At 73.8% G+C, this 22,516-nt stretch carries 25 protein-coding genes and 1 pseudogene; 18 read left to right on the forward strand and 8 right to left on the reverse strand.

From position 1 onward, the window contains the following. The first annotated feature begins 14 nt into the window (after positions 1-14). From ACIQ8B_RS04325 to ACIQ8B_RS04370, 10 genes are all read left to right on the forward strand, one after another. Complete coding sequence (locus tag ACIQ8B_RS04325) at positions 15-221, forward strand: DUF4287 domain-containing protein (RefSeq protein WP_006134592.1); 207 nt, start codon at positions 15-17, stop codon at positions 219-221. Between the two features lie 40 nt (positions 222-261). Continuing rightward, positions 262-1,209, forward strand: coding sequence for an RNA polymerase sigma-70 factor (locus ACIQ8B_RS04330; RefSeq protein WP_403545150.1), 948 nt, complete (start codon positions 262-264; stop codon positions 1,207-1,209). Positions 1,210-1,310: 101 nt separating this feature from the next. After that, positions 1,311-2,522, forward strand: coding sequence for an NAD(P)/FAD-dependent oxidoreductase (locus ACIQ8B_RS04335; protein WP_403545152.1), 1,212 nt, complete (start codon positions 1,311-1,313; stop codon positions 2,520-2,522). 6 nt (positions 2,523-2,528) lie between these two features. After that, the gene (locus ACIQ8B_RS04340) at positions 2,529-2,732 is read left to right on the forward strand and encodes a hypothetical protein (protein ID WP_403545154.1); all 204 of its coding nucleotides are present in this window, start codon (positions 2,529-2,531) and stop codon (positions 2,730-2,732) included. Between the two features lie 179 nt (positions 2,733-2,911). Then, positions 2,912-5,218 carry a histidine kinase gene (locus ACIQ8B_RS04345; RefSeq protein ID WP_403545156.1) on the forward strand — a complete coding sequence of 769 codons (2,307 nt, stop codon included), beginning with the start codon at positions 2,912-2,914 and terminating at the stop codon, positions 5,216-5,218. After that, positions 5,215-5,889 carry a response regulator gene (locus tag ACIQ8B_RS04350; protein ID WP_403545158.1) on the forward strand — a complete coding sequence of 225 codons (675 nt, stop codon included), beginning with the start codon at positions 5,215-5,217 and terminating at the stop codon, positions 5,887-5,889. The genes ACIQ8B_RS04345 and ACIQ8B_RS04350 overlap by 4 nt, the downstream gene beginning before the upstream one ends. 113 nt (positions 5,890-6,002) lie before the next feature. After that, complete coding sequence (locus tag ACIQ8B_RS04355; protein ID WP_403545160.1) at positions 6,003-6,365, forward strand: SCO4225 family membrane protein; 363 nt, start codon at positions 6,003-6,005, stop codon at positions 6,363-6,365. A 166-nt stretch (positions 6,366-6,531) separates the two neighbouring features. After that, on the forward strand, positions 6,532-7,125 hold the full coding sequence (locus tag ACIQ8B_RS04360; RefSeq protein ID WP_403545162.1) for a hypothetical protein: 594 nt from the start codon (positions 6,532-6,534) through the stop codon (positions 7,123-7,125). An 84-nt stretch (positions 7,126-7,209) separates the two neighbouring features. Then, positions 7,210-7,761 (forward strand): SigE family RNA polymerase sigma factor, encoded by a 552-nt coding sequence (locus ACIQ8B_RS04365; RefSeq protein ID WP_403545164.1) that lies wholly within the window; start codon positions 7,210-7,212, stop codon positions 7,759-7,761. After that, on the forward strand, positions 7,758-8,480 hold the full coding sequence (locus ACIQ8B_RS04370; RefSeq protein WP_403545166.1) for a hypothetical protein: 723 nt from the start codon (positions 7,758-7,760) through the stop codon (positions 8,478-8,480). Before ACIQ8B_RS04365 ends, ACIQ8B_RS04370 begins: the two co-directional genes overlap by 4 nt. A 58-nt stretch (positions 8,481-8,538) precedes the next feature. On the opposite strand, the gene ACIQ8B_RS04375 is transcribed toward ACIQ8B_RS04370, so the two are convergent. The 3 genes from ACIQ8B_RS04375 to ACIQ8B_RS04385 all read right to left on the reverse strand — a co-directional run bounded on the left by ACIQ8B_RS04375 (position 8,539) and on the right by ACIQ8B_RS04385 (position 10,410). Then, a complete protein-coding gene (locus ACIQ8B_RS04375; protein WP_106413274.1) occupies positions 8,539-9,123 on the reverse strand; it encodes a TerD family protein in 585 nt (194 codons plus the stop codon). Between the two features lie 103 nt (positions 9,124-9,226). Continuing rightward, positions 9,227-9,997 carry a polysaccharide deacetylase family protein gene (locus tag ACIQ8B_RS04380; RefSeq protein ID WP_403545168.1) on the reverse strand — a complete coding sequence of 257 codons (771 nt, stop codon included), beginning with the start codon at positions 9,995-9,997 and terminating at the stop codon, positions 9,227-9,229. Between the two features lie 242 nt (positions 9,998-10,239). Then, a complete protein-coding gene (locus ACIQ8B_RS04385) occupies positions 10,240-10,410 on the reverse strand; it encodes a hydrophobic protein (RefSeq protein ID WP_106413272.1) in 171 nt (56 codons plus the stop codon). 137 nt (positions 10,411-10,547) lie between these two features. Here ACIQ8B_RS04385 and ACIQ8B_RS04390 point away from each other — a divergent pair, with 137 nt between their 5' ends. After that, on the forward strand, positions 10,548-10,721 hold the full coding sequence (locus ACIQ8B_RS04390; protein ID WP_106416323.1) for a CsbD family protein: 174 nt from the start codon (positions 10,548-10,550) through the stop codon (positions 10,719-10,721). A 69-nt stretch (positions 10,722-10,790) separates the two neighbouring features. Here the strand turns inward: ACIQ8B_RS04390 and ACIQ8B_RS04395 are convergent, their stop codons facing one another. Further along, positions 10,791-11,525: a translation initiation factor IF-2 gene (locus ACIQ8B_RS04395; RefSeq protein ID WP_403545171.1), complete on the reverse strand. Its 735-nt coding sequence runs from the start codon at positions 11,523-11,525 to the stop codon at positions 10,791-10,793. Between the two features lie 240 nt (positions 11,526-11,765). Continuing rightward, the gene (locus tag ACIQ8B_RS04400; protein ID WP_403545173.1) at positions 11,766-12,656 is read right to left on the reverse strand and encodes a DUF3152 domain-containing protein; all 891 of its coding nucleotides are present in this window, start codon (positions 12,654-12,656) and stop codon (positions 11,766-11,768) included. 140 nt (positions 12,657-12,796) lie between these two features. Here ACIQ8B_RS04400 and ACIQ8B_RS04405 point away from each other — a divergent pair, with 140 nt between their 5' ends. From ACIQ8B_RS04405 to ACIQ8B_RS04420, 4 genes and pseudogenes are all read left to right on the forward strand, one after another. After that, positions 12,797-13,489 carry a response regulator transcription factor gene (locus ACIQ8B_RS04405; RefSeq protein ID WP_290005152.1) on the forward strand — a complete coding sequence of 231 codons (693 nt, stop codon included), beginning with the start codon at positions 12,797-12,799 and terminating at the stop codon, positions 13,487-13,489. A 77-nt stretch (positions 13,490-13,566) separates the two neighbouring features. Next, a complete protein-coding gene (locus ACIQ8B_RS04410; RefSeq protein ID WP_403545466.1) occupies positions 13,567-15,045 on the forward strand; it encodes a sensor histidine kinase in 1,479 nt (492 codons plus the stop codon). Next, the gene (locus ACIQ8B_RS04415; protein ID WP_403545175.1) at positions 15,042-15,674 is read left to right on the forward strand and encodes a hypothetical protein; all 633 of its coding nucleotides are present in this window, start codon (positions 15,042-15,044) and stop codon (positions 15,672-15,674) included. Before ACIQ8B_RS04410 ends, ACIQ8B_RS04415 begins: the two co-directional genes overlap by 4 nt. A 133-nt stretch (positions 15,675-15,807) precedes the next feature. Then, positions 15,808-16,013, forward strand: a pseudogene (locus ACIQ8B_RS04420) (VapC toxin family PIN domain ribonuclease); the annotation flags it as partial. Positions 16,014-16,079: 66 nt separating this feature from the next. Here ACIQ8B_RS04420 and ACIQ8B_RS04425 read toward each other — a convergent pair. Next, positions 16,080-16,298, reverse strand: a complete 219-nt coding sequence (locus ACIQ8B_RS04425) for a hypothetical protein (RefSeq protein ID WP_403545177.1) — start codon at positions 16,296-16,298, stop codon at positions 16,080-16,082. Positions 16,299-16,935: 637 nt separating this feature from the next. Here ACIQ8B_RS04425 and ACIQ8B_RS04430 point away from each other — a divergent pair. Further along, positions 16,936-17,439, forward strand: coding sequence for a lamin tail domain-containing protein (locus tag ACIQ8B_RS04430; RefSeq protein WP_290005159.1), 504 nt, complete (start codon positions 16,936-16,938; stop codon positions 17,437-17,439). Positions 17,440-19,115: 1,676 nt separating this feature from the next. On the opposite strand, the gene nhaA is transcribed toward ACIQ8B_RS04430, so the two are convergent. Further along, positions 19,116-20,441, reverse strand: coding sequence for a Na+/H+ antiporter NhaA (gene nhaA, locus ACIQ8B_RS04435; RefSeq protein ID WP_403545179.1), 1,326 nt, complete (start codon positions 20,439-20,441; stop codon positions 19,116-19,118). 512 nt (positions 20,442-20,953) lie between these two features. On the opposite strand from nhaA, the gene ACIQ8B_RS04440 reads away from it, so the two are divergent. Beyond that, positions 20,954-21,544: a DUF5994 family protein gene (locus tag ACIQ8B_RS04440; protein ID WP_403545181.1), complete on the forward strand. Its 591-nt coding sequence runs from the start codon at positions 20,954-20,956 to the stop codon at positions 21,542-21,544. 5 nt (positions 21,545-21,549) lie between these two features. Then, positions 21,550-21,837: a hypothetical protein gene (locus tag ACIQ8B_RS04445; protein WP_403545183.1), complete on the forward strand. Its 288-nt coding sequence runs from the start codon at positions 21,550-21,552 to the stop codon at positions 21,835-21,837. Here ACIQ8B_RS04445 and ACIQ8B_RS04450 read toward each other — a convergent pair. Further along, positions 21,834-22,310 carry a fatty acid desaturase gene (locus ACIQ8B_RS04450; RefSeq protein WP_403545185.1) on the reverse strand — a complete coding sequence of 159 codons (477 nt, stop codon included), beginning with the start codon at positions 22,308-22,310 and terminating at the stop codon, positions 21,834-21,836. The two genes, ACIQ8B_RS04445 and ACIQ8B_RS04450, sit on opposite strands and share 4 nt — an antisense overlap. Positions 22,311-22,516: the final 206 nt, after the last annotated feature.

The raw sequence follows: 22,516 nt of genomic DNA on the forward strand, positions 1-22,516 counted from the left end.
AAGGACCGGTCGTCATGAGCGCGCAGGTGAAAGGCCCGGCCAGCTATTTCCCGTCGATCGAGAAGAAGTACGGCCGCCCCGTGGCCGAGTGGAAGGAGCTCATCCGCTCCTCGCCGCTGACCCGCCACATGGAGCTGGTCGCCTGGCTCAAGACCGAGCACGGCCTGGGCCACGGCCACGCCAACGCCCTCGTCGCCCACACCCTCGCGGAGAAGGGCTGACCGCGGGCGCGTGCTCCGGAGGCGGGCCTAGGATCGCGGCATGGCTGCGCGCACGAGCGACGTGAACCGGTTCCTGGCCGTCAAGCCCCGGCTGGAGGCCATCGCCTACCGTCTGCTCGGTTCCGCGAGCGAGGCGGAGGACGCCGTGCAGGAGACGTATCTGCGCTGGCAGGCCGCGGACACCGAGCGGATCCGGGTGCCCGAGGCCTGGCTGACGAAGGTGCTCACCAACCTCTGCCTCAGCCAGCTCACCTCGGCCCGTGCCCGGCGCGAGACGTACGTGGGGCAGTGGCTCCCCGAGCCGCTGGTCGCCGGCGACCCCATGCTGGGGCCCGCCGACACCGCCGAGCAGCGGGAGTCGGTGTCGTTCGCGATGCTCGTGCTGCTGGAGCGGCTGTCCCCGGACGAGCGGGCGGTGTACGTGCTGCGGGAGGCGTTCGGCTGCCCGCACCGGGAGATCGCCGGGATCCTCGACGTCAGCGAGGCAGCCAGCCAGCAGATCCTGCACCGGGCCAGGAAGCACCTGGCGCAGGGCAGGGCGCGCCGGGAGGTCGACGAGGCGCAGGCCCGGCGGGTCGTCGAGGAGTTCCTCGCGGCCGCCACCAGCGGACGGACCGAGCCGCTGGTCGCGCTGCTCACGCGGGACGCGGTCGCGGTCGGCGACGGCGGCGGGAAGGTGCCGGCGCGGGCCAAGGCGTTCGAGGGCGTGAAGGCGGTGGCCGCGTTCCTGCGCGGCCTGTTCACGCCGGGCCCCGGCAAGCGGGCCGTGGCGGGCGGGTCGCCCGAGCTGTACGCGGCGACCGCGAACGGTGATCCGGCCGTCGTGGCGGTCCTCGACGGCCGGGTGATCGGCGTGATGTGCCTGGAGGTCACCGAGGACGGCATCGCCGCGGTCCGCAGCCAGGCCAACCCCGACAAGCTGGAGCGCGTGACGGAGCGGTGGGCCGCCGTCGACCACGGGGAGCCGCTGGTCCGGAACGTCTTCTGACGCGTACGAGTGATGTGTGACGCAGGTCACAAGGGAGAGGTGTCAGGGATCGGCGGGCCGCCCGGTTCAAGGGGCGAACCAGTCGACGACAGGAGCCTGCCATGCAGCACCGCATCATCGTCCTCGGAGCCGGATACGCCGGAGCCTCCGCCGCCGGACGCCTGGCCAGGCGGCTGCACCGTGACGACGTCGCCCTCACCCTCGTCAACGCCGAGCCCGACTTCGCCGAGCGGGTCCGCAACCACGAGCTGGCCACCGGCCGGACGCCCGCCCACCGGCCGCTGACCGACGTGCTCGCCGGGACCGGCGTCGAGCTGAAGGTCGCCCGGGTCACCGCCGTCGACGTCGACCGCAAGGTCGTCACCGTCACCGGCGGCACCGGTGTCGAGGAGCTGGCGTACGACACCCTCGTCCACGCCCTCGGCAGCCGCTGGGACGACCGGGGCGTGCCGGGCGCCGCCGAGCACGCGCACGAGATCGCCGGGCGGGCCGGCGCGCTGCGGGTGCGCGAGCGGCTGGCCGGGCTCGGCGCCGGGCAGCCCGTGGTCGTGGTGGGCGGCGGCCTCACCGGTCTGGAGGCGGCGACGGAGATCGCCGAGTCGCGTCCGGACCTGGAGGTCACCCTCGCCGCCCGCGCCGGCCTCGGCGACTGGCTGTCGCCCAGGGGCCGCGACCACGTGCGGGCGGTGTTCGCCCGGCTCGGCATCACCGTGCGCGAGGACGCCGAGGTCACGGCCGTGGAGGAGGACCGCGTGGTCACCGCCGACGGGACGGTCCTGCCGTCCGCGCTGACCGTGTGGACCGCCGGGTTCGCCGTGCACCCGGTCGCCCGGGCCACGGCACTGGAGGTGAGCGACACGGGGCAGATCGTGGTCGACGGCACCATGCGCTCGGTCTCGCACCCGGACGTGTACGCCGTCGGCGACGCGGCCCTGGTGCAGGGGCCCGGCGGCAAGCCGCTGCGGATGTCGTGCGCGACCGGCACGCCCACCGCGTGGCAGGCCGCCGACGCCATCGCGGCGCGCCTGACCGGCGGCAAGCTGCCGCACGTGTCGCTGCGCTACGTCAACCAGTGCGTCTCGCTGGGCCGCAAGGACGGTCTCGTCCAGTACGTCACCGCCGACGACCGGGCGGTGAACGCCGCCCTGACCGGCCGCCTTGCGGCCCGCTACAAGGAGCTGGTCTGCAGGGCCGCGGCCTGGGCCGTCTCCCACCCCACCCTCGGCCTGCCCACCCGCCGCCGCCGGATCCCCCGGCCCGCCCCGGCGCCGTCCGCCGCGACACCGGCCCCGGCACCGGAAACGGCGGCCTGAGCGCCCGTGCCGCCGGCCCTGGTGGTGGGGTCGGTGGTTTGGGCGCTCGTGCTGTCGGCTCTGGTGGTGGGGTCGGTGGTTTGGGCGCTCGTGCTGTCGGCTCTGGTGGTGGGGTCGGTGGTTTGGGCGCTCGTGCTGTCGGCTCTGGTGGTGGGGTCGGTGGTTTGGGCGCTCGTGCTGTCGGCCCTGGCGGTGGGGTCGGCGGTCTGAGCGCCCGTGAGGCCCGTCCCCCGGCGGGCCTCGCGGCGTCCCCGCGCCCACGCGCCGGTCTGCGGGGACGTCTTCAGGGGTGGACGCCCCGCCCCGGCTTCTGCACCCAGGGACAGAGACCCGGATCCTCCTTGTGCCGGAGGGGGAGGCAGGACGGCCCGGCCTAGCCTGAACGGGTCATGAAACGTATCGACGACCGGCTGGTACCGGTCCTGCTGCTGTGCGCCCAGGCCGTGGTGTGGCCGGGGGCGGCACTGGCGCGCGGCGAGGTTCCGTCCGCGTACGCCCTGCTCGTGGCGGTGCTGGTCGCCGGGCCGGTCACCGCCGTGCTGGCGCTGCGCCGGAGCCGTCCGGTGACCGCCCTCGTCGTGGTCGCCGCCGCCTGCGCGCTGGGCGCCGGTCCGCTGCCCGCCGGGGCGACCGCGGTGCTCGGGACCGCCGGGGTCGCGCTCGCCCTGTGGACCGTGGCCACCGAACGGGACGCCTTCACCACCCTGCTGTGCGGGGTGTCCCTCGCCGTCTGGCAGCTGCTGCACGGGCTCACCCTGCACCGGCTCAGCGACCGCGACGGACTGGACCTGGTGCTCACCGCCCTGCTGTACGCGGCCACGTGCGGCGCCGGGCTGCTCGTCCGGCGGTCCCGGAACGCGCGGCTCGCGTCCGCGCACCTGCTGCGCCGGGCCGAGTCCGAGCGGCACCGGCTGCCGGCCGTCGAACGGCGGCGGATGGAGCGGGAGCTGCACGACGTCAGCGCCCACCATCTGACCGCCGTGGTGGTCACCGCCGGCGCCGCCCTGAGCCTGCGTGACCGGCGGCCCGAACTCGCCGACGAGGCACTGCGGTTCGCCGTGGACACCGGGCGCGAGGTGACCCGGGCGCTCGGCGCGGTCCGGGCCCCCGTCCCCTCGGAGAGCGATCTGCCCGCGCCCGAGGAACGGCTGCTGGGCCTGGTCGACGGGTTCCGGCGGATCGGCCAGCCGGTCGACTGCGTGCTCGACCCGCTGCCGGAGGGCGTCGTCGCGGACGCCGCGTACGGCATCGTGCGGGAGGCGCTCACCAACGTGGCGCGGTACGCGCCGGGCGCGGCCACCACGGTGCGGTGCCGGTACGGCGACGACCGTACGGAGGTCGTGGTCACCAGCGGCGCCTCGCTGCCCGGCACCCCCGCGCACGGCGCGGACCTCGGCGGCGGACGCGGCCAGGGCATCCTGCGCTCCCGTGCCCAGGAGGCGGGCGGCACCCTGACCACCGGGCCGACGGACGACGGCGGCTGGGAGGTGCGGGCGGTCCTGCCCGGCCGTACCGCCGGCGCCGTGGACCGGCCGGGTGCGCGCGGCCACCGCGCCGCCCAGGTGACGGCCGCCGCCGGTCTCGTGCTCCAGCCGCTGCTGCCGGTGGTGGCGATCCGCGCGGAGGAGACCCCGACGGGCTCGGACGTGTCGGCGGGTGTGCTGTTCGCGCTGCTCGCGGCGGCCCAGGCGGTCACCCTGCTGTGGCTGCGGCGGGCCCCGCGCACCGCGTACGGCGCTCTCGCGGCACTCGCCCTGCTCTGGCCGGCGGCGGCCGCGGCCGGCGGCTACACCGGCCCGGTGCTGCTGCCGCCCGCGCTGGGCATGCTCGCCACCTGCGCCGCGCTCGCCGCGGACGCGGCCCGCAGGGCGGCCGGGGACCACCCGCGCCTCCCGGGCTCCGCGCTGCTGACGGCCGCGGCGGTCGCGGTGCACACGGCCGCCGTCACCACCGCCGTACTGGACCGGGGGACGGAGCTGCCCGCCTGGGCGGTCGTGCTCGCGGCCACCGCCGGGACGGCCCTGGCGGCGGACGCGGCCCGCCGCTGCGGGACGCTGCGCGGCCGCCGCACGCGGGACGCCCGCGCCGAGCGGGACGGGCGGCTCGGCGCGCTGACCGGGGAGGCGGTCCGCGACGCGTGGGCCGAGCGGCGCCGGATCGCCGGCGGACTGGAGACCACCGTGCTGGCCCGCACCGCCGACCTGGTCGCCGAGGCCGAGGCGGGCAGGCTCGACGCGGCCGCCGAGCGTGCCCGGGAGGCCCTGGCCGCGATGCGCGCCCTGCTCGACACCGTCCGGGACGGCGAGGCGGAGCCCGCGCTGTGCCCGCAGCCCACGCTCCAGGCGCTCGACCTGCTCGCCCGCCAGTGCCGGGCCACCGGCCGCGAGGTGGAGATCCGCCTCACCGACCGGGTGCCCGGACGGCTGCCCGCCGCCGTGGACCTGGCCGCCTACCACGCCGCCGAGACCGTGCTCGCCACCGGCGGGGAGCAGCCGGCCGCACTGAGACTCGACGCGACGGAGGGTACGTTGACGCTCACGGTCACCGGGGTTCCGTCCACCGCCCACCCGGCCGTGCGGGAGCGGCTGGCCGCGCGCGTCGAGGCGCTCGACGGCACTCTGACCACCGGACCGGCGGACACCGTCCGTCTCCTGCTGCCCCTCGCACCGGGCGACGGGGAGGAGAGGGAACGATGAGCCTGAACGTGCTGGTCGCCGACGACCAGGGCATCGTGCGCGCGGGATTCGCCGCCGTGATCGACGCCGAGGAGGACATGACGGTCGTCGGCGAGGCCGCCGACGGGGCGGCCGCGGTGCGGCTCGCCGAGCAACTGGCGCCGGACGTCGTCGTCATGGACGTACGGATGCCCGAGCTGGACGGCATCGCCGCGACCCGGATCATCACCGGCCGCGCGCACGCGCCCCGGGTGCTGGTGCTGACCACCTTCGACCTCGACTCCTACGTCTTCGACGCGCTGCGGGCGGGCGCCTCCGGCTTCCTGCTGAAGGACGTCCACGCGTCCGAACTGCTGCGCGGGATCCGGGTGGTGGCGTCGGGCGAGAGCGTCCTCGCCCCGTCCGCGACCCGGCGGCTCATCTCCCACTACGCGGCCGCCGCCGAGGGCCCGGCGGCGCCGGTCGCCGAACTGTCCGGCCTGACCGGCCGGGAACGCGGCGTCCTCACGCTGGTCGCCGCCGGACTGACCAACGCGGAGATCGCCGGTCAGCTCGGCATCACCGTCGGCACCGTGAAGTCCCATGTCAACGCGTTGCTGCGGAAGCTGGGGCTGCGCGACCGGGTACAGGCGACGATCCTCGCCTACGACCTCGGCCTCGCCCGCCCCAACCCGCCCGGCACCGCCGTGTGACCCGGCGTCCCGTACGCCTCCACGACCCCCGCACCACCCCCGCACGACCACAGACACCCCCACGGACACGACGACAGACCTGTTCCGACCGAACCGACCCGAGGATCATGGACATGACCATCATCAGCAGCGCCGGCGGCAACGCATCCGAGGAGCCCACCCCCATGACCGGACGTTCCGACCGCACCCTCCTCGCCCGCCTGCGCCACCTCTACGGCGACGTCTTCGCCCTCGTCTACCTGGGCGTCTGCGCGGCCCTGACCGTGTGGGCGATCGTGGTGAGCGCCGGAGACAACGAGGACGCGTCCTTCGCGGGCGTCATCCCCGTGCTCGCCACCGCCCCCGGCAGCCTCGTCGGGCTGGCCCTGCCGGGCGGCATACCGACCTTCGCGTTCGCCGTGGTCATGGGCGCGCTGATCAACGCCGGCGTCATCGGCTGGTGCTCGCGCCGCCTGCGCGGCGGCCCGGCGCACTGACCGGGCGCCCGGTGGCGCGGGCGGTGCGGGACGCGGGCGGAAAACTTCACGGCGGGTGTCATCCGGCGGGCGGAGGGCCGGGGTTTGTACGGGTGGAGAGGCGCCCTCCGTCCGTCAGACCGCCTGGGCCCGCAAGGACCCGATGCCCACGAGGAGTTGCCCGTTCATGAAGCGGACACGGAAGTACCTGGCCGGCGCGGCCGTCACGGCCGCGGTGGCCGGCATGACCACGGTGTCGTACGCGGCGCCCGCCACGGCGCCCCACGACACGGCCGGCCGCGCGGCGCACTCCGCGACGGCGGACGCGGCGAGCACCCCGGCGGCCGCCAGGAAGCACGCCCCGACGCCCCGCATCGTCGCTCCCGGTGAGCGGGTGACCGGCGCGCCCGGCTTCGAGCTGTGGCTGACGCCCGAGGGCAAGCACTGGACGACGCCGGACATGCCCGAGGGCCAGTTCCGCAGCGTGGTCGACGGCAACATCGACCTGAGCAGCCCCGGCGTCTCCCTCCAGTACGAGGGCACTCCCGAGCGCGTCCACCTGTCCGGCCTGTACTACGGCGGCAAGGGCACGGCGTCCGCCGTCGAGGTCGAGACGCGGGCCGGCACGGTGGCCGGGAAGCTCATCGAGCTGCCCGGCCGGCCCGGCTGGGGCGTCTGGTACGCCACCGCCGTACCGGACGACAGCTCCTGGGACTTCGTCTCCGAGGTCACGGTCCGCGACACCAAGGGCCGCGTCTACGCCTCGCTGACGAGGCGCTGACCCCGCGCCGACCCCGCGGGCGGGGGACCGGACGGTCCCCCGCCCCGGATCCCTCCCCCACACCCGACGCAGAGGAACCGGTCCGTGCCGCACGAGACATCCGCCGCCTTGCCGGAGCACCCCGACTTCACCGCCTACGCGGGTGCGGCCTGGGCCCGTCTGGTGCGGACCGCCCTCCTGCTCACCGGGGACTTCCACGAGGCCGAGGACCTGGTGCAGACCACCCTGGCCAAGGTGTACGCACGCTGGGGACGCATCCCGCCCGACGACGTCGACTTCTACGTCCGGCGCTCCCTGGTCAACAACAACATCAGCCGGACCCGCAGACGCAGGGTCACGCATCTGCTGATGCCGTTCCTGCCGGAGCGGGTGCACCAGCCGGACCAGGGCCACGCCGAGTCCGTCGAGCACCGGGCCGCGATCACCGAGGCCCTCGGCTCGCTGTCCACCCGGCAGCGGACGGTGCTGGTGCTGCGGTACTGGGAGGATCTGCCCGAGACCGCCATCGCCGAGGTGCTCAACTGTTCCCCCGGCACGGTGAAGACGCATGCGCGGCGCGGCCTCGAAGCCCTGCGCTCCCATTCCGCGTTCGCCGCCGCCGAGCGCTCGCACCCGATCCCCGGAGCCCGCCCATGAACCACCCCCACCCGGAAGCAGAACCGGACGCGGAGCCCGCCGGGGCCGGGCCGCTGCGCGAGGCGCTGGCCGCCGCCGCGTACGGCGTCACGCCGTCCCGGGTGCCGCTGGCCGCCGTGGAACGCCGTGGCCGGCTGATCCGCCGCAGGCGCCGCGCGACCGTGCTGGGCGCGGGCTGCGGCGTGCTGCTGGCGCCGCTGGCCTTCGTCGCGCTGCAGGGCACGGACGGCGGTGACCGGGTCACCCGTCCGGCCGCCACGGTGTCCGCCTCGCCCGCGCCCACGCCCTCGCCGAGCGTGCCCGCGCCGACGCCGCGCATCGTCGAACCGGGCGAGCGGGTGACGGCGGCGCCGGGGTTCGTCCTGTGGCTGACGGAGGAGGGCAAGCACTGGACGACGCCGGACATGCCCGAGGGCCAGTTCCGCAGTGCGGTCGACGGCAACATCGACAGGAACATTCCCGGAGTCTCGCTGCAGTCCGAGGGGACGGACACCGGGGTGCTGCTCTCGGGCCTCTACTACGGCGGTGAGGGCACGGCGTCGGTCGTCGAGGTCGCGTCGGAGAACGGCCCGGTGCGGGGCAAGCTGCTGGAACTGCCCGGCCGCCCCGGGTGGGGCGTCTGGTACGCCACCGCCGCACCCGGCGACAGCTCCCGGGACTTCGTCCCCGAGGTCACGGTCCGCGACACCGAAGGCGGCGTCTACGCGCAGCTTCCCTGACGGGGGAGGGCGGCCACGGCACCCCGGCCGGGTGTCGTGGCCGCCCGTTTCTCCTGCGCTACTTGCTGACGGCGAACCGCATCAGGGCGTGCTCGTCGCCCTGCTTGATCTTGCCGGTCTCGTTGATCACCTGGAGCTTCCAGCTGTCGCCCACCTTCACGGCCTTGGCCACGGCGCATCCGTTGTCCTGGCTGAGCAGGCTCGGCCAGATGTCGGCCACCTGCTGGCTGCTGCCGCCGGTCGCGTCGTAGACCTTGAAGCTGATGTTGCGGGCCTTCTGGAAGGAGCTGCCCTTCTTGTAGGCGGCCGCGACGAACACGATCGCGGTGATGGCGCCGGGCAGCCGGGAGAACTCGACGGTCACCGTCTCGTCGTCCCCGTCACCGTGGCCGGTCTGGTTGTCGCCGCTGTGCAGGAGGGAGCCGTTGCCCATCGGGTCGGGCGAGTCCAGTCCGGCCATGCGCACCGGGTCACCGCCCGACATGGCGACGGCGATCAGGTCGAGGTCCGTACCGGTCTTGCGGCGCAGCTTGCCGAGCACTCCGCCGCTGCTTCCGGCGGTGGGGTCCCAGGAGACACCGATGGACAGGTGCGTGACCCCGTCCAGGTCCGCGGGGCCGTCTTCCTTGGTCAGCGTGATCATGAACGAGCCATCCTTCGTCGACACGTGTACGGCCCCGAGTCTGCCTGGCACCGCTCCATCCTGAACAGGCGGGTCTGCCCTGAAACGGGATCGTTGTGGACGCTCAGCGCACCGGGAAGCCGAAGGAGTGACCCTCCTCCTTCAGCCAGGGCAGCACTCGGCGCAGCGCCTCGACGGTCTGGGCGCGGTCGCCGCCGGCGTCGTGGAAGAGGATCGTCGGCCCGTTGGGCAGTTCCCGCCGCACGGTCTCGACGATGGCGTCCGCGCCCGGCTGCTCGAAGTCCTTGGTGTCCACGTTCCAGCCCAGCGGGCGCATGCCGCGGGAGGCGGCCACCGCGCGGCTGTGGGGGGTGAACGCCCCGCCGGGCGCGCGGTAGTAGAGGGGACGGACGCCGCCGGACGCCTCGGTGATCATGCGTTCGGCGTCGAGGATCTCCTTCGACTGGTACGCCTCGGACTTCCGGTCCATGGCGGTGTCGTGCGAGACGGAGTGGTCGCACAGCACGTGCCCCTCCGCGACGATCTCCTTGACCAGGCCGGGGTGGGCCTGCGCCTGGACGCCGGTCACGCAGAAGGTGGCCTTCACGCCGTGCTCGCGCAGCAGGTCCAGCACCTCGGGCGTCCAGCGCGGGTCGGGGCCGTCGTCGACGGTGATGTTCACGCCGCGCGGGCCCGCGTCGGAGGCGTGCGCGATGGCGGGGGAGACCCGCTGCACGGCGGCGGGCTTCGCGGACGCGCCGGCCCGGGCTGACCCGCCGTTCACGCCCTCGGCCTGGGCGGTGTACACCGAGGCGCCGACGGCCAGCATCGTCACCCCGAGGGCCGCCCCGGCCACCTTGCCGTACCAGCTCCGTCCACCGCTGTGCCGCGCCATGTCCCGCCCCCGTTGTCCCGCTGTCGTCCGTCGCTCGTCGCCGTGTCCCAGAAGCGCTGGGAACCACGGGGGAGGACGGAGGACGGACGCCCCGGGATGTGTCCGTTACCGATCACGGACATGTCCGGGGACGTACGCGGACACAGCGACGGCGGGCGGGTCGCGGCGCCCACACGGACGGGGGCCCGGTCACCGTGGTGACCGGGCCCCCGGGGGGTGGTGCGGTGTCGTGGTACGACGCGTCACCATCGGTACCAGCGACCGCGGCCACCGCCCGCGGTGGTGGAGCGCATGACGAAGCCGAGCAGCCAGACCACGAGGACCGCGATGGCGATCCACCACAGCACCTTCACGGCGAAGCCGGCGCCGAACAGGATCAGGGCGAGAAGCAGAACGAGAAGCAAGGGAACCATAGTTATCGACCTCCTGCCGCACCGTTTGCCCTCCACCCGCAGCCGCACACCTCGCCGGCACCTTGTTTGTGAAGGAAAAGTGGGGGCACTCGTGGGCTCACGACGCAGTGCCCGAACGCTACGAGGAGGCGTTTTCCGTGAGTGCCGGTGAGAAGGCCAAGGCGAAGACCGAGCAGGCGCAGGGCAAGGCCAAGGAAGCCATGGGACGCGCCACCGGGGACGAGCGCATGGAGGCGGAGGGCCAGGCGACGAAGAGCAAGGGCGACGCCCGCGAGGCCAAGGAGAAGACGAAGGACGCGTTCAAGCACTGACCTGCTTCGACCCGCCCGCGTGGGGCTGCCCCGGCATACAGCCGGGGCAGCCCCACGCGGGCGTCCGCGTCAGTGCGGCGGCGGCAGCGGGTGCAGGGCGTTGCCGGCCGAGCAGCCGCCTTCACCGGGCATGCGGTGGATGCGGGAGGGTGTCCGGACGTTCGTGTCGCCGGGGGCGACGACGGCGAGGACGCAGTCCGTCGGGGAGCAGCCGTCGGACGGCGGGGACAGGAGGACGCCGACGCGGCCGTCCTCCGTCTTCACCTGTACCGTGATCGACGGGTCCATGTCCAGTGAGGCGAGTGCCCGGCGCACCTCGACCTCGTCCACGCGGCCGCCCTCCGGGACGCGCGGCAGTTTCGAGCTGACCGCTTCGAACGGCACCTGGGGCGGTTCCGGCGGCGGGGCGAAGCGGAGGGGCGGACCGTCGGGGCAGTCGACGTCCCGGGCCTCCTCACCCCACTCCGTCCGCGGGGACACCCGTACGGCGAAGCAGCGCCGCACGGTGACCGCCTGCGGGTCGAGTCCCGGCTCGGGGGCCGAGCCGGTGGTGCGGACGATCAGCTCGACCCCGTCCCCGTCGTGCGTGGCGGTGCCCGTGACCCGCAGCACCTCCACCCCGTCCAGGGCCGACGCCGCGTACCCCACTTCGTCGGCCGTGCGCGGCCGTCGGCTGTCCAGGCGCACGCCGGCCTTCGTGGCTTCCGCGCGTGCGGCGTCGGTCGCCTTCTCGTCGCCCGACCGGATCACCCCGCACCCCGTCAGGGCCGGCAACACCGGTGCGAGCAACAGGGACCGACGCATACGGCCACTCTCCGCCGCGCTCTGTCCGGCGCGCATCCGTACGGGTACTCAGATCGTCGTGCGCGGGGCCGCCCGGTCCGTGACGTACGCGTGAGGAGGCGCGTGGTGTTCCCGTCGAAGGCGGCAGCCCCGGCGCCCGCCCCGGCGAGGACCGCGCCTTCCGCCTCCTCCTCCCCGACTCCACGCCCGCACCGGACGACGGCCGGCGAGGGCGACGGCCTGTCGTCGTGCGGCCGGTCGTCATGCCGGCGGCCCCGTGACGAGGTCGCCGTCCTCGTCGTACGGCCAGGCGTTGGCCACGCAGCCCTTCAGGCCCTTGATCTGCTGCATCATCACGGGCGCGAGCCGTCCCTCGCCCCCGCAGGTCATGTGGGAGTGGCCGAGGAAGTGGCCCATCTCGTGATTGATGATCAGCGCCCGGTAGTCGTGGATCGGCCCGTCGAAGGTGGGCGAGCCCTCGACCCAGCGCCTGAGGTTCACCACCACCCCGTCCGGCACCTCGCAGTTGTACTCGCCCCCGGTGTCCTGCCGGATGCCCTCCCAGCACAGGGCGTCCGCCGTGGCGGGGGTCGCGATCTTGATCGAGAGGTCGTGCGGGGCGCCCGCGCCGACCAGGCGGAACGCGTTCTCGGGGTCGTGGGTCCAGCCGCGCGGGGCGGCGAGGATCTCGGCGATCTCCTCGGCCGCATCGGACGGCGAGACGTCCAGCCCGTCCTCGACCTCCACGACGTACCGCAGGGGCCGGGACCCCTCGCCCACCGTCTCCCCGTCGGCCCGCGCGGTGACGAACGTCCCGCTGCCCCGCTCCGGCACCTCGATCGTGGTCCTGGTCGCGGAGGGGGAGGGCGCCGCGGGCGCGGGGGCGGGGGACGAAGGGGGCGTGGGCGTGGGCGCGGCCCGTGGAGGCCGTGCGTCCGGCGCGCCCCGCACGCCGTCCCCGCCCCGCAGTTCCGCCCGCAGGAACGCCGCCGCGGCCAGCAGCGCGACCGCGAGCACGACGGTCAGCAGGACGCGGCCCCGTCTGCGGGGACGTACGCGGCGGTGGGAGGACGGCCGCCGTCCGCCGGTGCGGCGAGCGGCCGCGCTGCTGCCGGTGGGGGGTGCGGATTGCCTCTCTCGTACCGAACGCATGACAGGTCAATCTGGTCATCCCAGGTGATCGCCCCGAGTTCGCGAGGTCACGGAACGGTAACGGCGGTCGGGTGTCCGGCAGGTCCGGCGGCTCAGGGCGGCCGGACCTGCCGGACACCCGGCCTGCTTACACTGCGGCAATGCCACGGATCCTGATCGTCGAGGACGACTCCACCGTGCGGCAGGCCGTGCGCCTGGGCCTGCGGCACCAGGGGCACGAGGTCGTCGCGGTGGAGACGGGCGAGGAGGGGCTGGCACAGCTCCGCGCCGCCCGGCCGGACGTCGTCGTGCTCGACCTGATGCTGCCCGGCATGTCCGGCCTGGACGTGTGCCGCCGGATCAGGGAGCGCGACCAGGTGCCGGTCATCATGGTCACGGCCCGGGGCGACGACATCGATGTCGTCCTGGGCCTCGAGACGGGCGCGGACGACTACGTCGTGAAGCCCGTGCAGGCGCGGGTCCTCGACGCGCGCATACGCGCCGTCCTGCGCCGGCAGGACGCGTCCCCGCCGGACGGCGTCCGGCCCCGGCCGGAGACGCACGGCGACCTGGTCGTCGACCGCGCCGGTCTGGCGGTGACCCACCGGGGCGAGCCCGTCACCCTCGCCCCCTCCGAACTGCGCCTGCTGCTCACCCTGTCCGCGTCCCCGGGCCAGGTGTTCAGCCGCCAGCAACTGCTGGAAGCGGTCTGGGAGCACGGTTACCACGGCGACATACGCCTCGTGGACGCCTGCGTGAAGCGCCTGCGCAACAAGCTCGGCGAGGGCAGGAGCCCGCGCTACGTGCAGACCGTCCGCGGCTTCGGCTACCGCTTCGGCACCGGCCGCGCGTGAACGGGGACCCGTCCGCGGAGCCGCGGAACACCCCGGACCCGGTGCCGCTCACCGGCCCCCGCCGCCTCTTCCGCGCCGTGGTGTCCCGCATCCCGCTCCCCCTCCGCGGCCTGCGCTCCCGCCTCCTGATCTCCTTCGTCCTGGTCGCCATGGCCAGCTCCCTGGGCACCGGCGCCCTCGCCTTCCGGGAGGCGCGCACGGGAGTGCTCCAGCAGAGCCAGGACTCCGTCATCAACCGCTTCCGCGCGAGCGTCGACGCCGTCGCGCCCAGCGTCCCGCACGCCCCCGCCGCGTCGGACCTCCAGTGGGCGGTCGACCAGGTGATCCGCGCGAACCGGTCGTCGGGCTGGCGGGTCATGGCCACCTACGGCGACCGGCGCGCGTACGCCCCCACGCCCCGCTTCACCCGGCCCAGCCGCGAGATGCTCCGCTCCGTGCGGACGCGGCGCGCGGCGGTGTTCCAGCGGGTGACCGTCGACGGCAGCCCGCGTCTCCTCGTCGGCATGCCCGTGACGTACACGACGGACGACTACATGGTGCAGCGGCTCTCCGGGGTGGTGATGTACCTGGAGGTGCCGCAGACCGCGGAGGAGGGGTACGTCGAGGCGATGGTCAGCGGCATCGAACGGGCCACCCTGGTGGCACTGTGCCTCGCCGTCGTCCTGGCCCTGCTGGCCGCGAGCGGCGTGCTGCGCCCCGTACGGGCCCTGCGCGGGGCGACGCGCAGGATGGCCGCGGGCCATCTCGACGTACGGCTGAAGGTCACCGGCTCCGACGAACTGGCCGAGCTGTCCCGCTCCTTCAACGAGACGGCCGCCGAACTGGAGCGGACAGTGGCCGAGTTGCGCCGCCTGGAGGCGCGGGGCCGCCGCTTCGTGGCGGACGTCTCCCACGAGCTGCGGACCCCGCTGGCGGCGATGACGGCGGTCACCGACGTACTGGACCAGCGGGTGGAGGGCGAGACGGGCGAGGCGCTGCGGCTCGTCAGCGAGGGAACGCAGCGGCTGAGCGTGCTGGTCGACGACCTGATGGAGATCTCCCGCTTCGACGCGGGGGCGGCGCGGCTCAACCGCGACGACATCGACCTCGCCGAGTCCGTCCGGCGCACGGTCGCCGCCCGCTGGCGGCCGGAGGAGGTCGAACTGCGGCTGCCCGCACCGGGCGGACTCCGCGCCCGCGTCGACCCGCGCCGGCTCGACGTGGTGACCGCCAACCTGGTCGGCAACGCCCTGCGCCACGGCGAACCGCCGGTCCGGGTGACGCTGTGGGCGTGGGGCGACCGGGCCGTCCTCGAGGTGACCGACAACGGCCCGGGTGTCGCGGAGGAGGCGCTGCCGCACATCTTCGAGCGCTTCTACAAGGCGAGCACGTCACGGGCGAGGAGCGGGAACGGAAGCGGGGACGGGGACAGCAGCGGCCTCGGCCTGGCCATCACGGCGGAGAACGTCCGCCTCCACGGCGGCCGCATCCACGCGGCCAACCGCCCCGGCGGCGGAGCCGTCTTCACGGTCGAACTCCCCCTGGGCCTGAGCGACGACGACGGAGGCACGGAGTGAGGCTCACGCCGGGACTGGTCACGGCGCTCATGGCGCTCACGGCGCTGACGGGGTGCGGTGTCCCGGCGTCCGACGTCATCGAGGCGGGCGGCCCGGCGAGCGGCATGCCGGGTCCCGCCCCGACGGCCTCGGCGGCGCCGGCCGTCGTCCCCCTCTTCTTCCTGGCCGACGGCGAGCTGACGGCGTACCCCCGTCCGGCCGCCGACGCGGGCGACCTGACCTCGGTGGTCCGCCTCCTCTTCGAGGGCCCGAACGAGAAGGAGAGGGCGACGTCGGCGACGACGGACCTCCCGCGCCTGACGGGCGCCCCCTCGGTGACGGTGACCGACGGCGTCACGGTCAGGGTCACCCTCCCGGACACCCCCACGCCGGTGTCCCGCGAGGCCCTCCTGCAACTGACCTGCACGGTCCGCCACGCCTTCCCACCGGCCCCCACAGTGGTCCCCCGCGCGTCGGACACCCCCGAGGAGGCCGGCCCTCCTCCCCTCCCCACCCTCCAGGTGACCGGCACGGCCTGGACGATGACGTCCCCCACGGCAGCCTGCCCGGCGAAGCCGTCGACCGAGGCCGGAGCGGGGGACCTGTTCCACGGGGGCGGGGGCGGGGGTGCGGGTGGGGGCGGCGACTGAGCGCCTGCACCACAGTGGTCCATGGACTGCCCTTGGTCCATGTCCATGAAGCGCACGGACGTCCACACCGACCCCCGAGGACCTGGCGATCATCAAGGAGGCCGCCAGGCGCCGGGGCGTCAGCGAGGCCGGGATCACCGAGAGCCACCTGGCCGCCGCGCAGTCCGTCCGGCCCGTTACGGCGCACTCGACCTGGACCTCGCCGACGCGGTGAACGTCGCCCTCGCCGCCGCCTGCGACACGGACGCGGTCCTCACCCTCGACCGCCGCGACTTCCGGGCCGTACGCCCGTTGAGCCGGTACAAGGCCTTCCGGGTGCTCCCGGACGGTCCCCCGCTCCGAACGGCGCGCGGCGCCGTCCGTCCACTCCCGGACGAACGGCACCGCGGTCCCGCGCCGAGCCGCCTACTTCGCCGTCTCCAGCGCCGCCAGGGCCTGCGCCCAGCGGACGTACTTCAGGTTCGCCAGGTCCGCGACGGTCTTCACGCCGAACGCCTCCCGAAGCAGCTCGCCGTCACGGTCGGAGACCCCCTTCAGCGCGGCGACGGGCGCGTCGAGGATCTCCGGCAGGCTCTTGTCCGCCCACGCCTTGTCCAGCACCTTGTCCAGGTCGATCGAGGCCATGAGTGTCGTCTCCAGGGGTGCGCGGCCCGGGCGGGACCCGGACCTTGATCTCTACAAACGTGTAGAAGGATAAGGGCGTCCCGTCGGCCGGGGGCGGCCTTCCTCCCCGTCGCGCCGAAAACGGCCGAATACCGCCCCCGGCCTGGCCGGACACCCCACGGCGACGCCGACTGGCACCGCTGGTCACGGGCGGCCGGGCACGTCTGCCCCGCCGCCTTCACCGCGGAGATCCTCCTGTACCCGGCGGCCCACGCCGGCCGCCCCCGCGGGCTTCTTCGAGGCCCCTGTCCTCGGCCCGGCGGTCGTCCTCCGCGCCTTCCTGCCCGTCCTGCGGGAGAGCGGCACGGCCCTGCGCCTGCTCCGCCCGGCCCGCGTCCTGGGCGCCGCCCGCTTCCGGCACCGGACGCGCCGGAACGAGAACTGCCGTGCGCGGCGCCCCCACCGCCGGACTCCCGCCGGCGATGCCCACGCGGCGTCAGGCGCGGGGGAGTCGGAAGCGCCTGGGGACCGGGGTGGCCGGAGTGGCCAGGGTGGGCCTCAGTGGCCGACTGTCACATCCTCTTCACATCAGCATCATCGTATGAACGCCTTCGGTATGCTCCGGATGCTCCATTCGCATCACTGAGGGGGGAACCTCATGATCATCCGGCGCACCGTGACCGCTGCCGCCACCACCGCGGCCGTCGCCGCGCTCGCCCTCGCGGCGGCGGTGCCGGCGCACGCCGCCGAGTACTCCTCGGCGCTCAAGATCAAGGGCGTCCAGTACGACGCCCCCGGGCGGGACTCCAACAAGTGCTCCGGCGGGAACACGAAGAACGAGTACCTGACGATCAAGAACTACTCGAAGAAGTCGAAGGTGAACCTGAAGGGCTACAAGGTCAAGGACCGTTCCGGCAACACCTTCACCTTCAGGGCCAACCACATCCTCGAGCCGGGCGACTACGTCCACCTGCGCGGAGGCCGGGGCACCGACTCCGACGGCAAGAACGTCGTGTACCGCCAGAACTGCAACTTCCTCTGGAACAACGACAAGGACACGATCTACTTCTACAAGCCGGGCGGCAAGCCGGCCGACATCCACGCCTACACCAAGAAGGTGCACGACAAGGACGGCAACGGCTACATCAAGTACCACGGCTGACCGGACGCCCGGCACGGCACGGGAGGGGCCGGGGCACCGGCCCCGGCCCCTCCCCGCCGCACGGACCTGGGCGCGCCCCGTCACGGCGACGGTCTCCCGCGCGTCCGGCCCTCCCGTCCTCTCCCCCGGACGCCGCCCGCAGCGGGCCAGCGCCACCCCCCGCCGCGCGCGACGACGACCGCGCCGCATCGACTCCGACGAGAGCCCCGGAACCACCGAGAAGATCCGTATCCAGGTGTGGCCGGCCCCGGAACTTCCGGCAGAGATCATCAAGCGGTGGCCGCAGCCCGGCGACGAGTTCAGCGCACAGGTCAGCGGGGTCTCGAACAGGTCAGCGGGGTCTCCACGGACGCGGCGAACGCCGGCAACTGCGGTCAGCGGCCGGTCCACTGATCGCCGGTCCCGTTGCCCCCCGGTCCCGCAGAAGCCCACGGATCCGACCGGCTCAGGTGTCGTGGACTCCCGTCTTCGACGGTCAGTACCGGCTGACTTCGAACGGCCTGGAGACGGTCCGGACCTGTACCGAGCCGACACCGGTTCGGAAGATCGTGTACGCAGACACGCCCTGATCCAGCAGGGTGCTGACCTGATGTCCCGCTTGACCGGGCACGACCGGGGCGCAGGCGACAGATCCGGCCTGATGCCCGACGCGAGCGGCGCATCCGAGTACCTGTGCCCATGTGCGGCGCCCGCTGCGACGGCCACGCCGACCGCATGTATTTGATGGGGCGTCACCTGCGGACGGGACGGCAGTGGCCATGAGGCGGACGGATGGACCGTCAGCCGGCCAGCAGATCGGGGTCAGCGTGGCGCTGCTCGTCATCGACTTCATGCTCATCGCCTGGTCGGTGTACGGCGTCGGGACAGCGGGACGGGCCGACAGCCACGAGAGCGACGACGTCGTTCCGTCGAGTGCGTCGCGGGCGGCGTCGCAGGCATGGGTGGCTTCTGGGGGGCGGCGCGGTACTGACAGGCGGTGGCCTCCTCGCCCTGGGACGGCGCATCCCCGGCATCGTGCGGTCGGTCGTCCTCGGGTTCGGGGCACTGCCGGTCTCTTCGCAGGCTGCCGGTTGAGAGGCGCGCGCCTGCCGAGCCGGAGATTCCCACCACTCCCCTCCGGCTCCCGTCCCGCCTGCTCGGCTCCGCCTGGGGCGCCGGCAGACGGGACGGGAACTCCCCGCGCACGCCACTCCTCCGGCCGGTACTCGCAAGCGACGCCCCCTCCGTCTCGGAGCCTGAGCGCCCCGCCGAAGGCATGCCTTGAGCGTTGCCGCGCTCCGCGGTCGCGACCCGGCCCGCGCGTCTTCCGCTCTGGTTCGGAGGCCGACTGCGTGGTTGAACCGCGCGGCTCGCTCCCGGGCCCGGACGACAAAAAACCCGGGCCTTGCGGGCCAGGGGTTTCGCGTGGAGCGGGTGACGAGGACCGGACTCGCGCTCCCAGCCCGGGAAGCGACGGCGCTCGGGGCGGCCTACCACTGCTGACCTGCGCAGGCTTGTCGCGCGGCTCTGTCGACCGTGTTCGTCCGTACTGAAGGGCACGGTATGGGCACGAAGCCGTGAGGCGGACGAGCGCCGTGTCCGCACGTGTCGTCGTGCCCGGAACTCGGTGAGGCGCAGATGCGCCGGCAGAGGGATGCGCGATCGCCCAGTGCGCGGCCGGTGCTGTCGGTCGGCGATCAGCGCTCGCCGGGGGCCCCGGGCGGGGGCCTGTCCGTGTGCTGTTGGTGGACATCGGGGACGCCGTCGGCGTCCCCGTCTCGGTTCTCCGCCTCCCAGAGCCTGCGGTAGACGCGGTCACGACGTTTGACCAGCAGCGACGCCACGCCCGCGGCGAGCACCGAGGCCAGCAGGACCGCGGCCTTGATCTGTCCGGCGGCTGCCGGGTCGGGGAAGGACACCTCGGTGATCAGGAGGGCGACCGTGAAGCCGATACCGGACAGCACCGCGAGGGCGAAGACGTCGGCCCAGGCCAGGTCAGGGTTGAGCCGGGCGCGCGTGAACCGGGCGGCGAGGTAGGTTCCGATGAAGATCCCCACCGACTTGCCGACGACCAGTCCCAGCACCACGCCCAGTGGCTCCGGGCGGGTGAACGTCTCGCCCAGCACGGGGAGCGAGACGCTCACCCCGGCGGCGAACAGGGCGAACAGCGGCACGGCGAAGCCGGCGGACACCGGTCGCAAGAGGTACTCGGTGCGTTCCCCGGGCGAGGAGTCCTCCCCCGCTTCCCGGTCCCGGACGCAGCGCAGGACCAGGCCCATGGCCACCCCGGACACCGTGGCATGCACCCCGCTGTTGTAGGTCAGCGCCCAGATGGCCACGCCCAGCGGCACGTACCACCACCAGCCGCGCACCCGGAACCGCTGCAACAGGTAGAACACCACCAGCCCGGCGAAGGCCCCTGCGAGCGCGGCCGGTTGCAGACCACTGGAGAGGAACACCGCCACGACGAGGATCGCGCCCAGGTCGTCGACGACCGCGAGGGTCAGCAGGAAGGCCCGCAGAGCGGTGGGCAGGTGGGTACTGAGCACGGCGAGCACCGCCAGGGCGAAGGCGATGTCGGTGGCCATCGGCACGGCCCAGCCGCCCGTCCGCCCGCCGCCGGCCGTGACCGAGGCCAGGTAGATCGCCGCGGGTACCACCATGCCGCAGACCGCGGCGACGACCGGCAGAACCGCCATGGCCGGGGTACTCAGCCCGCCGGCCACGAGTTCGCGCTTGAGCTCGATCCCGGCGACCAGGAAGAAGACGGTGAGCAGCCCGTCGGCGGTCCAGTGCTGCACCGAAAGATCCAGCCCCAGCGCGGGTACGCCGAAGTGGATGTCACGCAGTGACTCGTAGCTTCCGCTCCACGGGGTGTTCGCCCACACCAGCGCCACCACCGCGGCACCCAGAAGCACCAGGCCGCCGACCGTCTCCGTCCGCAGCGCCCGGGCCACCTGCACGCGTTCGGGCCAGGGCAGCAGCCCGAGGAAGACCGACCGCGCACGCGGGGCAGCGCACAAGGAGGAACCTCCGGGTATCGCCACGTGACCATGAAGGAATGCCGCTTTACCTACTTATACCTACTTGACGGCATGTTTCTCCCACGCTAACGCGGCAGACCTCCCAGCCCGTGCACGTGCCCCGTGCGCATCCGGACGCGGCCCTCCCGTACCTCGGCACGCCGTGGGGCCTGCGGCCGTCGTCGGCCGAGGAGTGCCGTGAAGCGAGGAGATCCTTCGTTCTTGCCGTCCCCGGTAGGCAGGCGAGTGCGATGTCCGACGCCGATTCCCCGCGGAGGACCGGGCTCCTGCCCGGTGCCGATGACGACCTCGCTGTGCGACAGGGAAGGTGTGCCGGCCACTTGTACTCCACCGTGCCTCCCTGAGACTCGGCGTACGGTCCGCTCGGAGGCCGCGAAGAGTAGGCTGGAGGGACCGGGGACACTCCGTGCACGGACATTCGCGCCTGTGCCGTCCCTCGGTGATCCGATACGCCGGGCCGGCTCCGGCCCGCCCGGGGCAGGGTTCGCCTCATGACTGCGACCGTCTTCCACCCGATGACATCCGAGGACCGGCGTCCCACGTCCCCCGTACGTCTCTCGCTCGCTCCCGCCGGTTCGGCACCGCTCCTGCTGGACGGCGCATGGTGGCCGCGCTCGCGCGATCTCGCCGCCGAACTGCCCGCTCTGGCGTCCGTTCTCGATCCGCTGTGGGGACGGATCACCCGGGTCACGGTGAATCCCGCCCAGTGGCCGGCCGTCCCGCACAAGGTGCCTGTCGCCGGGCATGTGGTGAAGGTGGGCTGGTTCCGCTTCGAGCAGGACGAGCACGAGCTGCTGCTGCTCTCCTACCCCGTAGGTCGTTGGAACCTGCTGGTCGTTCCCCCGCCGACGCCTCCGGCCGCGGCCGCCTGGCTGATGGCCGCCGCGAGCGACCCGCGCCGGGCGGCGACCGCGAGCAGCCTGCTGGCGGATGTCGCGCGTCCGGCGGTGACCGCCGAGGCCGACCGCACCGGGGAAGCGGTGTGGGAGTCCGAAGGGGGACACGGAGCCGGTGCTTCCGTCACTTCTCGGTGGCATCGAGTGGCCATCGCCGCATCGAAGGACCAGCCGGAGAGGGTGTGAGGACGGTGGACATAGTCGTGACGGTGATCGCGCTGCTGGCCGTGGTCGCGGCAGGCGCGTTCCTCATCCGCCGGCTGAACGCTCAGCACGGGGACAGGAGCGCCGCCTTCCACTACGGCCGCGGCGGTGTGGTCGCACCGGACCGGAAGACCACGGACGAACCGGCCGCACGCCGCCGGGCCACCGCGACGGACGATGCCGGCGAGCGCCGGGACCACCGTGACGGAGGACGCGGACGGCTGCGCACTTCACGCCGCCCCCACAAGAAGCCCGCCGGCAAGAAGCCCGCCTAGGCCCGGACGCGTGCCCGCCGGAGCGGTGCGCCGGCGGCGTGGAGGCTGGAGAGCGCCAGCCGGTACGAGGCGACCAGCCCGGTCTCCGCGTAGTCCACGCCCAGTTCCCGGCAGTACCGCCGGACGACGGCACGGGCCTTGCGCAGGTTGGGGCTGGGCATGCTCGGGAACAAGTGGTGCTCGATCCGGTGGTTCAGACCGCCTAGCGGCAGGTCGGTGAACCAGCCGCCGTTGACGTTGCGCGAGGTGAGCACCTTGCGGCGGAGGAAGCCGGGGCGGTCGTCGGCCGAGAGGATCGGCAGGCCCTTGTGGTTGGGGGCGAAGACGGAACCGAGGTAGACGCCGAACAGGCACTGGTGGACGGCGAGGAAGGCGATCGCCATGCCGGGCAGCCCGGACGTGGCCGGCGGGGCTCGGGTTCCGGAAGTCGTGCTTGGGCGCTCTTGCCGGAGGAAAGCGCCGACGACCACCACGGGCCGGGGAAGGGAGTCGGCGGGCGTATGCGGGGTGAAGGGGGAGCCCGTCCCGCTCGATGAACGCCGTCGATACCGGGGTGGAGCCGGTCCGCCACCGGCGCGCCTGATGCCCTCGGTCTCCTCAGCCCACTCCTCGGTCCGTAAAGGCGGCGTGACGGACCGTCATCGTGCCGTAGGAGCGGTGGGCGGCCGCCACCGCCGTC

The sequence above is a fragment of the Streptomyces sp. NPDC096105 genome (assembly GCF_044763335.1).
In the GTDB taxonomy this organism is placed as follows: Bacteria; Actinomycetota; Actinomycetes; order Streptomycetales; family Streptomycetaceae; genus Streptomyces.

Coding starts and splice junctions, on each gene's coding strand:
- ACIQ8B_RS04325 (WP_006134592.1), top strand. CDS start 15: ATGAGCGCGCAGGTGAAAGGCCCGGCCAGCTATTTCCCGTCGATCGAG.
- ACIQ8B_RS04330 (WP_403545150.1), top strand. CDS start 262: ATGGCTGCGCGCACGAGCGACGTGAACCGGTTCCTGGCCGTCAAGCCC.
- ACIQ8B_RS04335 (WP_403545152.1), top strand. CDS start 1,311: ATGCAGCACCGCATCATCGTCCTCGGAGCCGGATACGCCGGAGCCTCC.
- ACIQ8B_RS04345 (WP_403545156.1), top strand. CDS start 2,912: ATGAAACGTATCGACGACCGGCTGGTACCGGTCCTGCTGCTGTGCGCC.
- ACIQ8B_RS04350 (WP_403545158.1), top strand. CDS start 5,215: ATGAGCCTGAACGTGCTGGTCGCCGACGACCAGGGCATCGTGCGCGCG.
- ACIQ8B_RS04355 (WP_403545160.1), top strand. CDS start 6,003: ATGACCATCATCAGCAGCGCCGGCGGCAACGCATCCGAGGAGCCCACC.
- ACIQ8B_RS04360 (WP_403545162.1), top strand. CDS start 6,532: ATGAAGCGGACACGGAAGTACCTGGCCGGCGCGGCCGTCACGGCCGCG.
- ACIQ8B_RS04370 (WP_403545166.1), top strand. CDS start 7,758: ATGAACCACCCCCACCCGGAAGCAGAACCGGACGCGGAGCCCGCCGGG.
- ACIQ8B_RS04375 (WP_106413274.1), bottom strand. CDS start 9,123: ATGATCACGCTGACCAAGGAAGACGGCCCCGCGGACCTGGACGGGGTC.
- ACIQ8B_RS04380 (WP_403545168.1), bottom strand. CDS start 9,997: ATGGCGCGGCACAGCGGTGGACGGAGCTGGTACGGCAAGGTGGCCGGG.
- ACIQ8B_RS04385 (WP_106413272.1), bottom strand. CDS start 10,410: ATGGTTCCCTTGCTTCTCGTTCTGCTTCTCGCCCTGATCCTGTTCGGC.
- ACIQ8B_RS04395 (WP_403545171.1), bottom strand. CDS start 11,525: ATGCGTCGGTCCCTGTTGCTCGCACCGGTGTTGCCGGCCCTGACGGGG.
- ACIQ8B_RS04400 (WP_403545173.1), bottom strand. CDS start 12,656: ATGCGTTCGGTACGAGAGAGGCAATCCGCACCCCCCACCGGCAGCAGC.
- ACIQ8B_RS04405 (WP_290005152.1), top strand. CDS start 12,797: ATGCCACGGATCCTGATCGTCGAGGACGACTCCACCGTGCGGCAGGCC.
- ACIQ8B_RS04425 (WP_403545177.1), bottom strand. CDS start 16,298: ATGGCCTCGATCGACCTGGACAAGGTGCTGGACAAGGCGTGGGCGGAC.
- ACIQ8B_RS04430 (WP_290005159.1), top strand. CDS start 16,936: ATGATCATCCGGCGCACCGTGACCGCTGCCGCCACCACCGCGGCCGTC.
- ACIQ8B_RS04440 (WP_403545181.1), top strand. CDS start 20,954: ATGACTGCGACCGTCTTCCACCCGATGACATCCGAGGACCGGCGTCCC.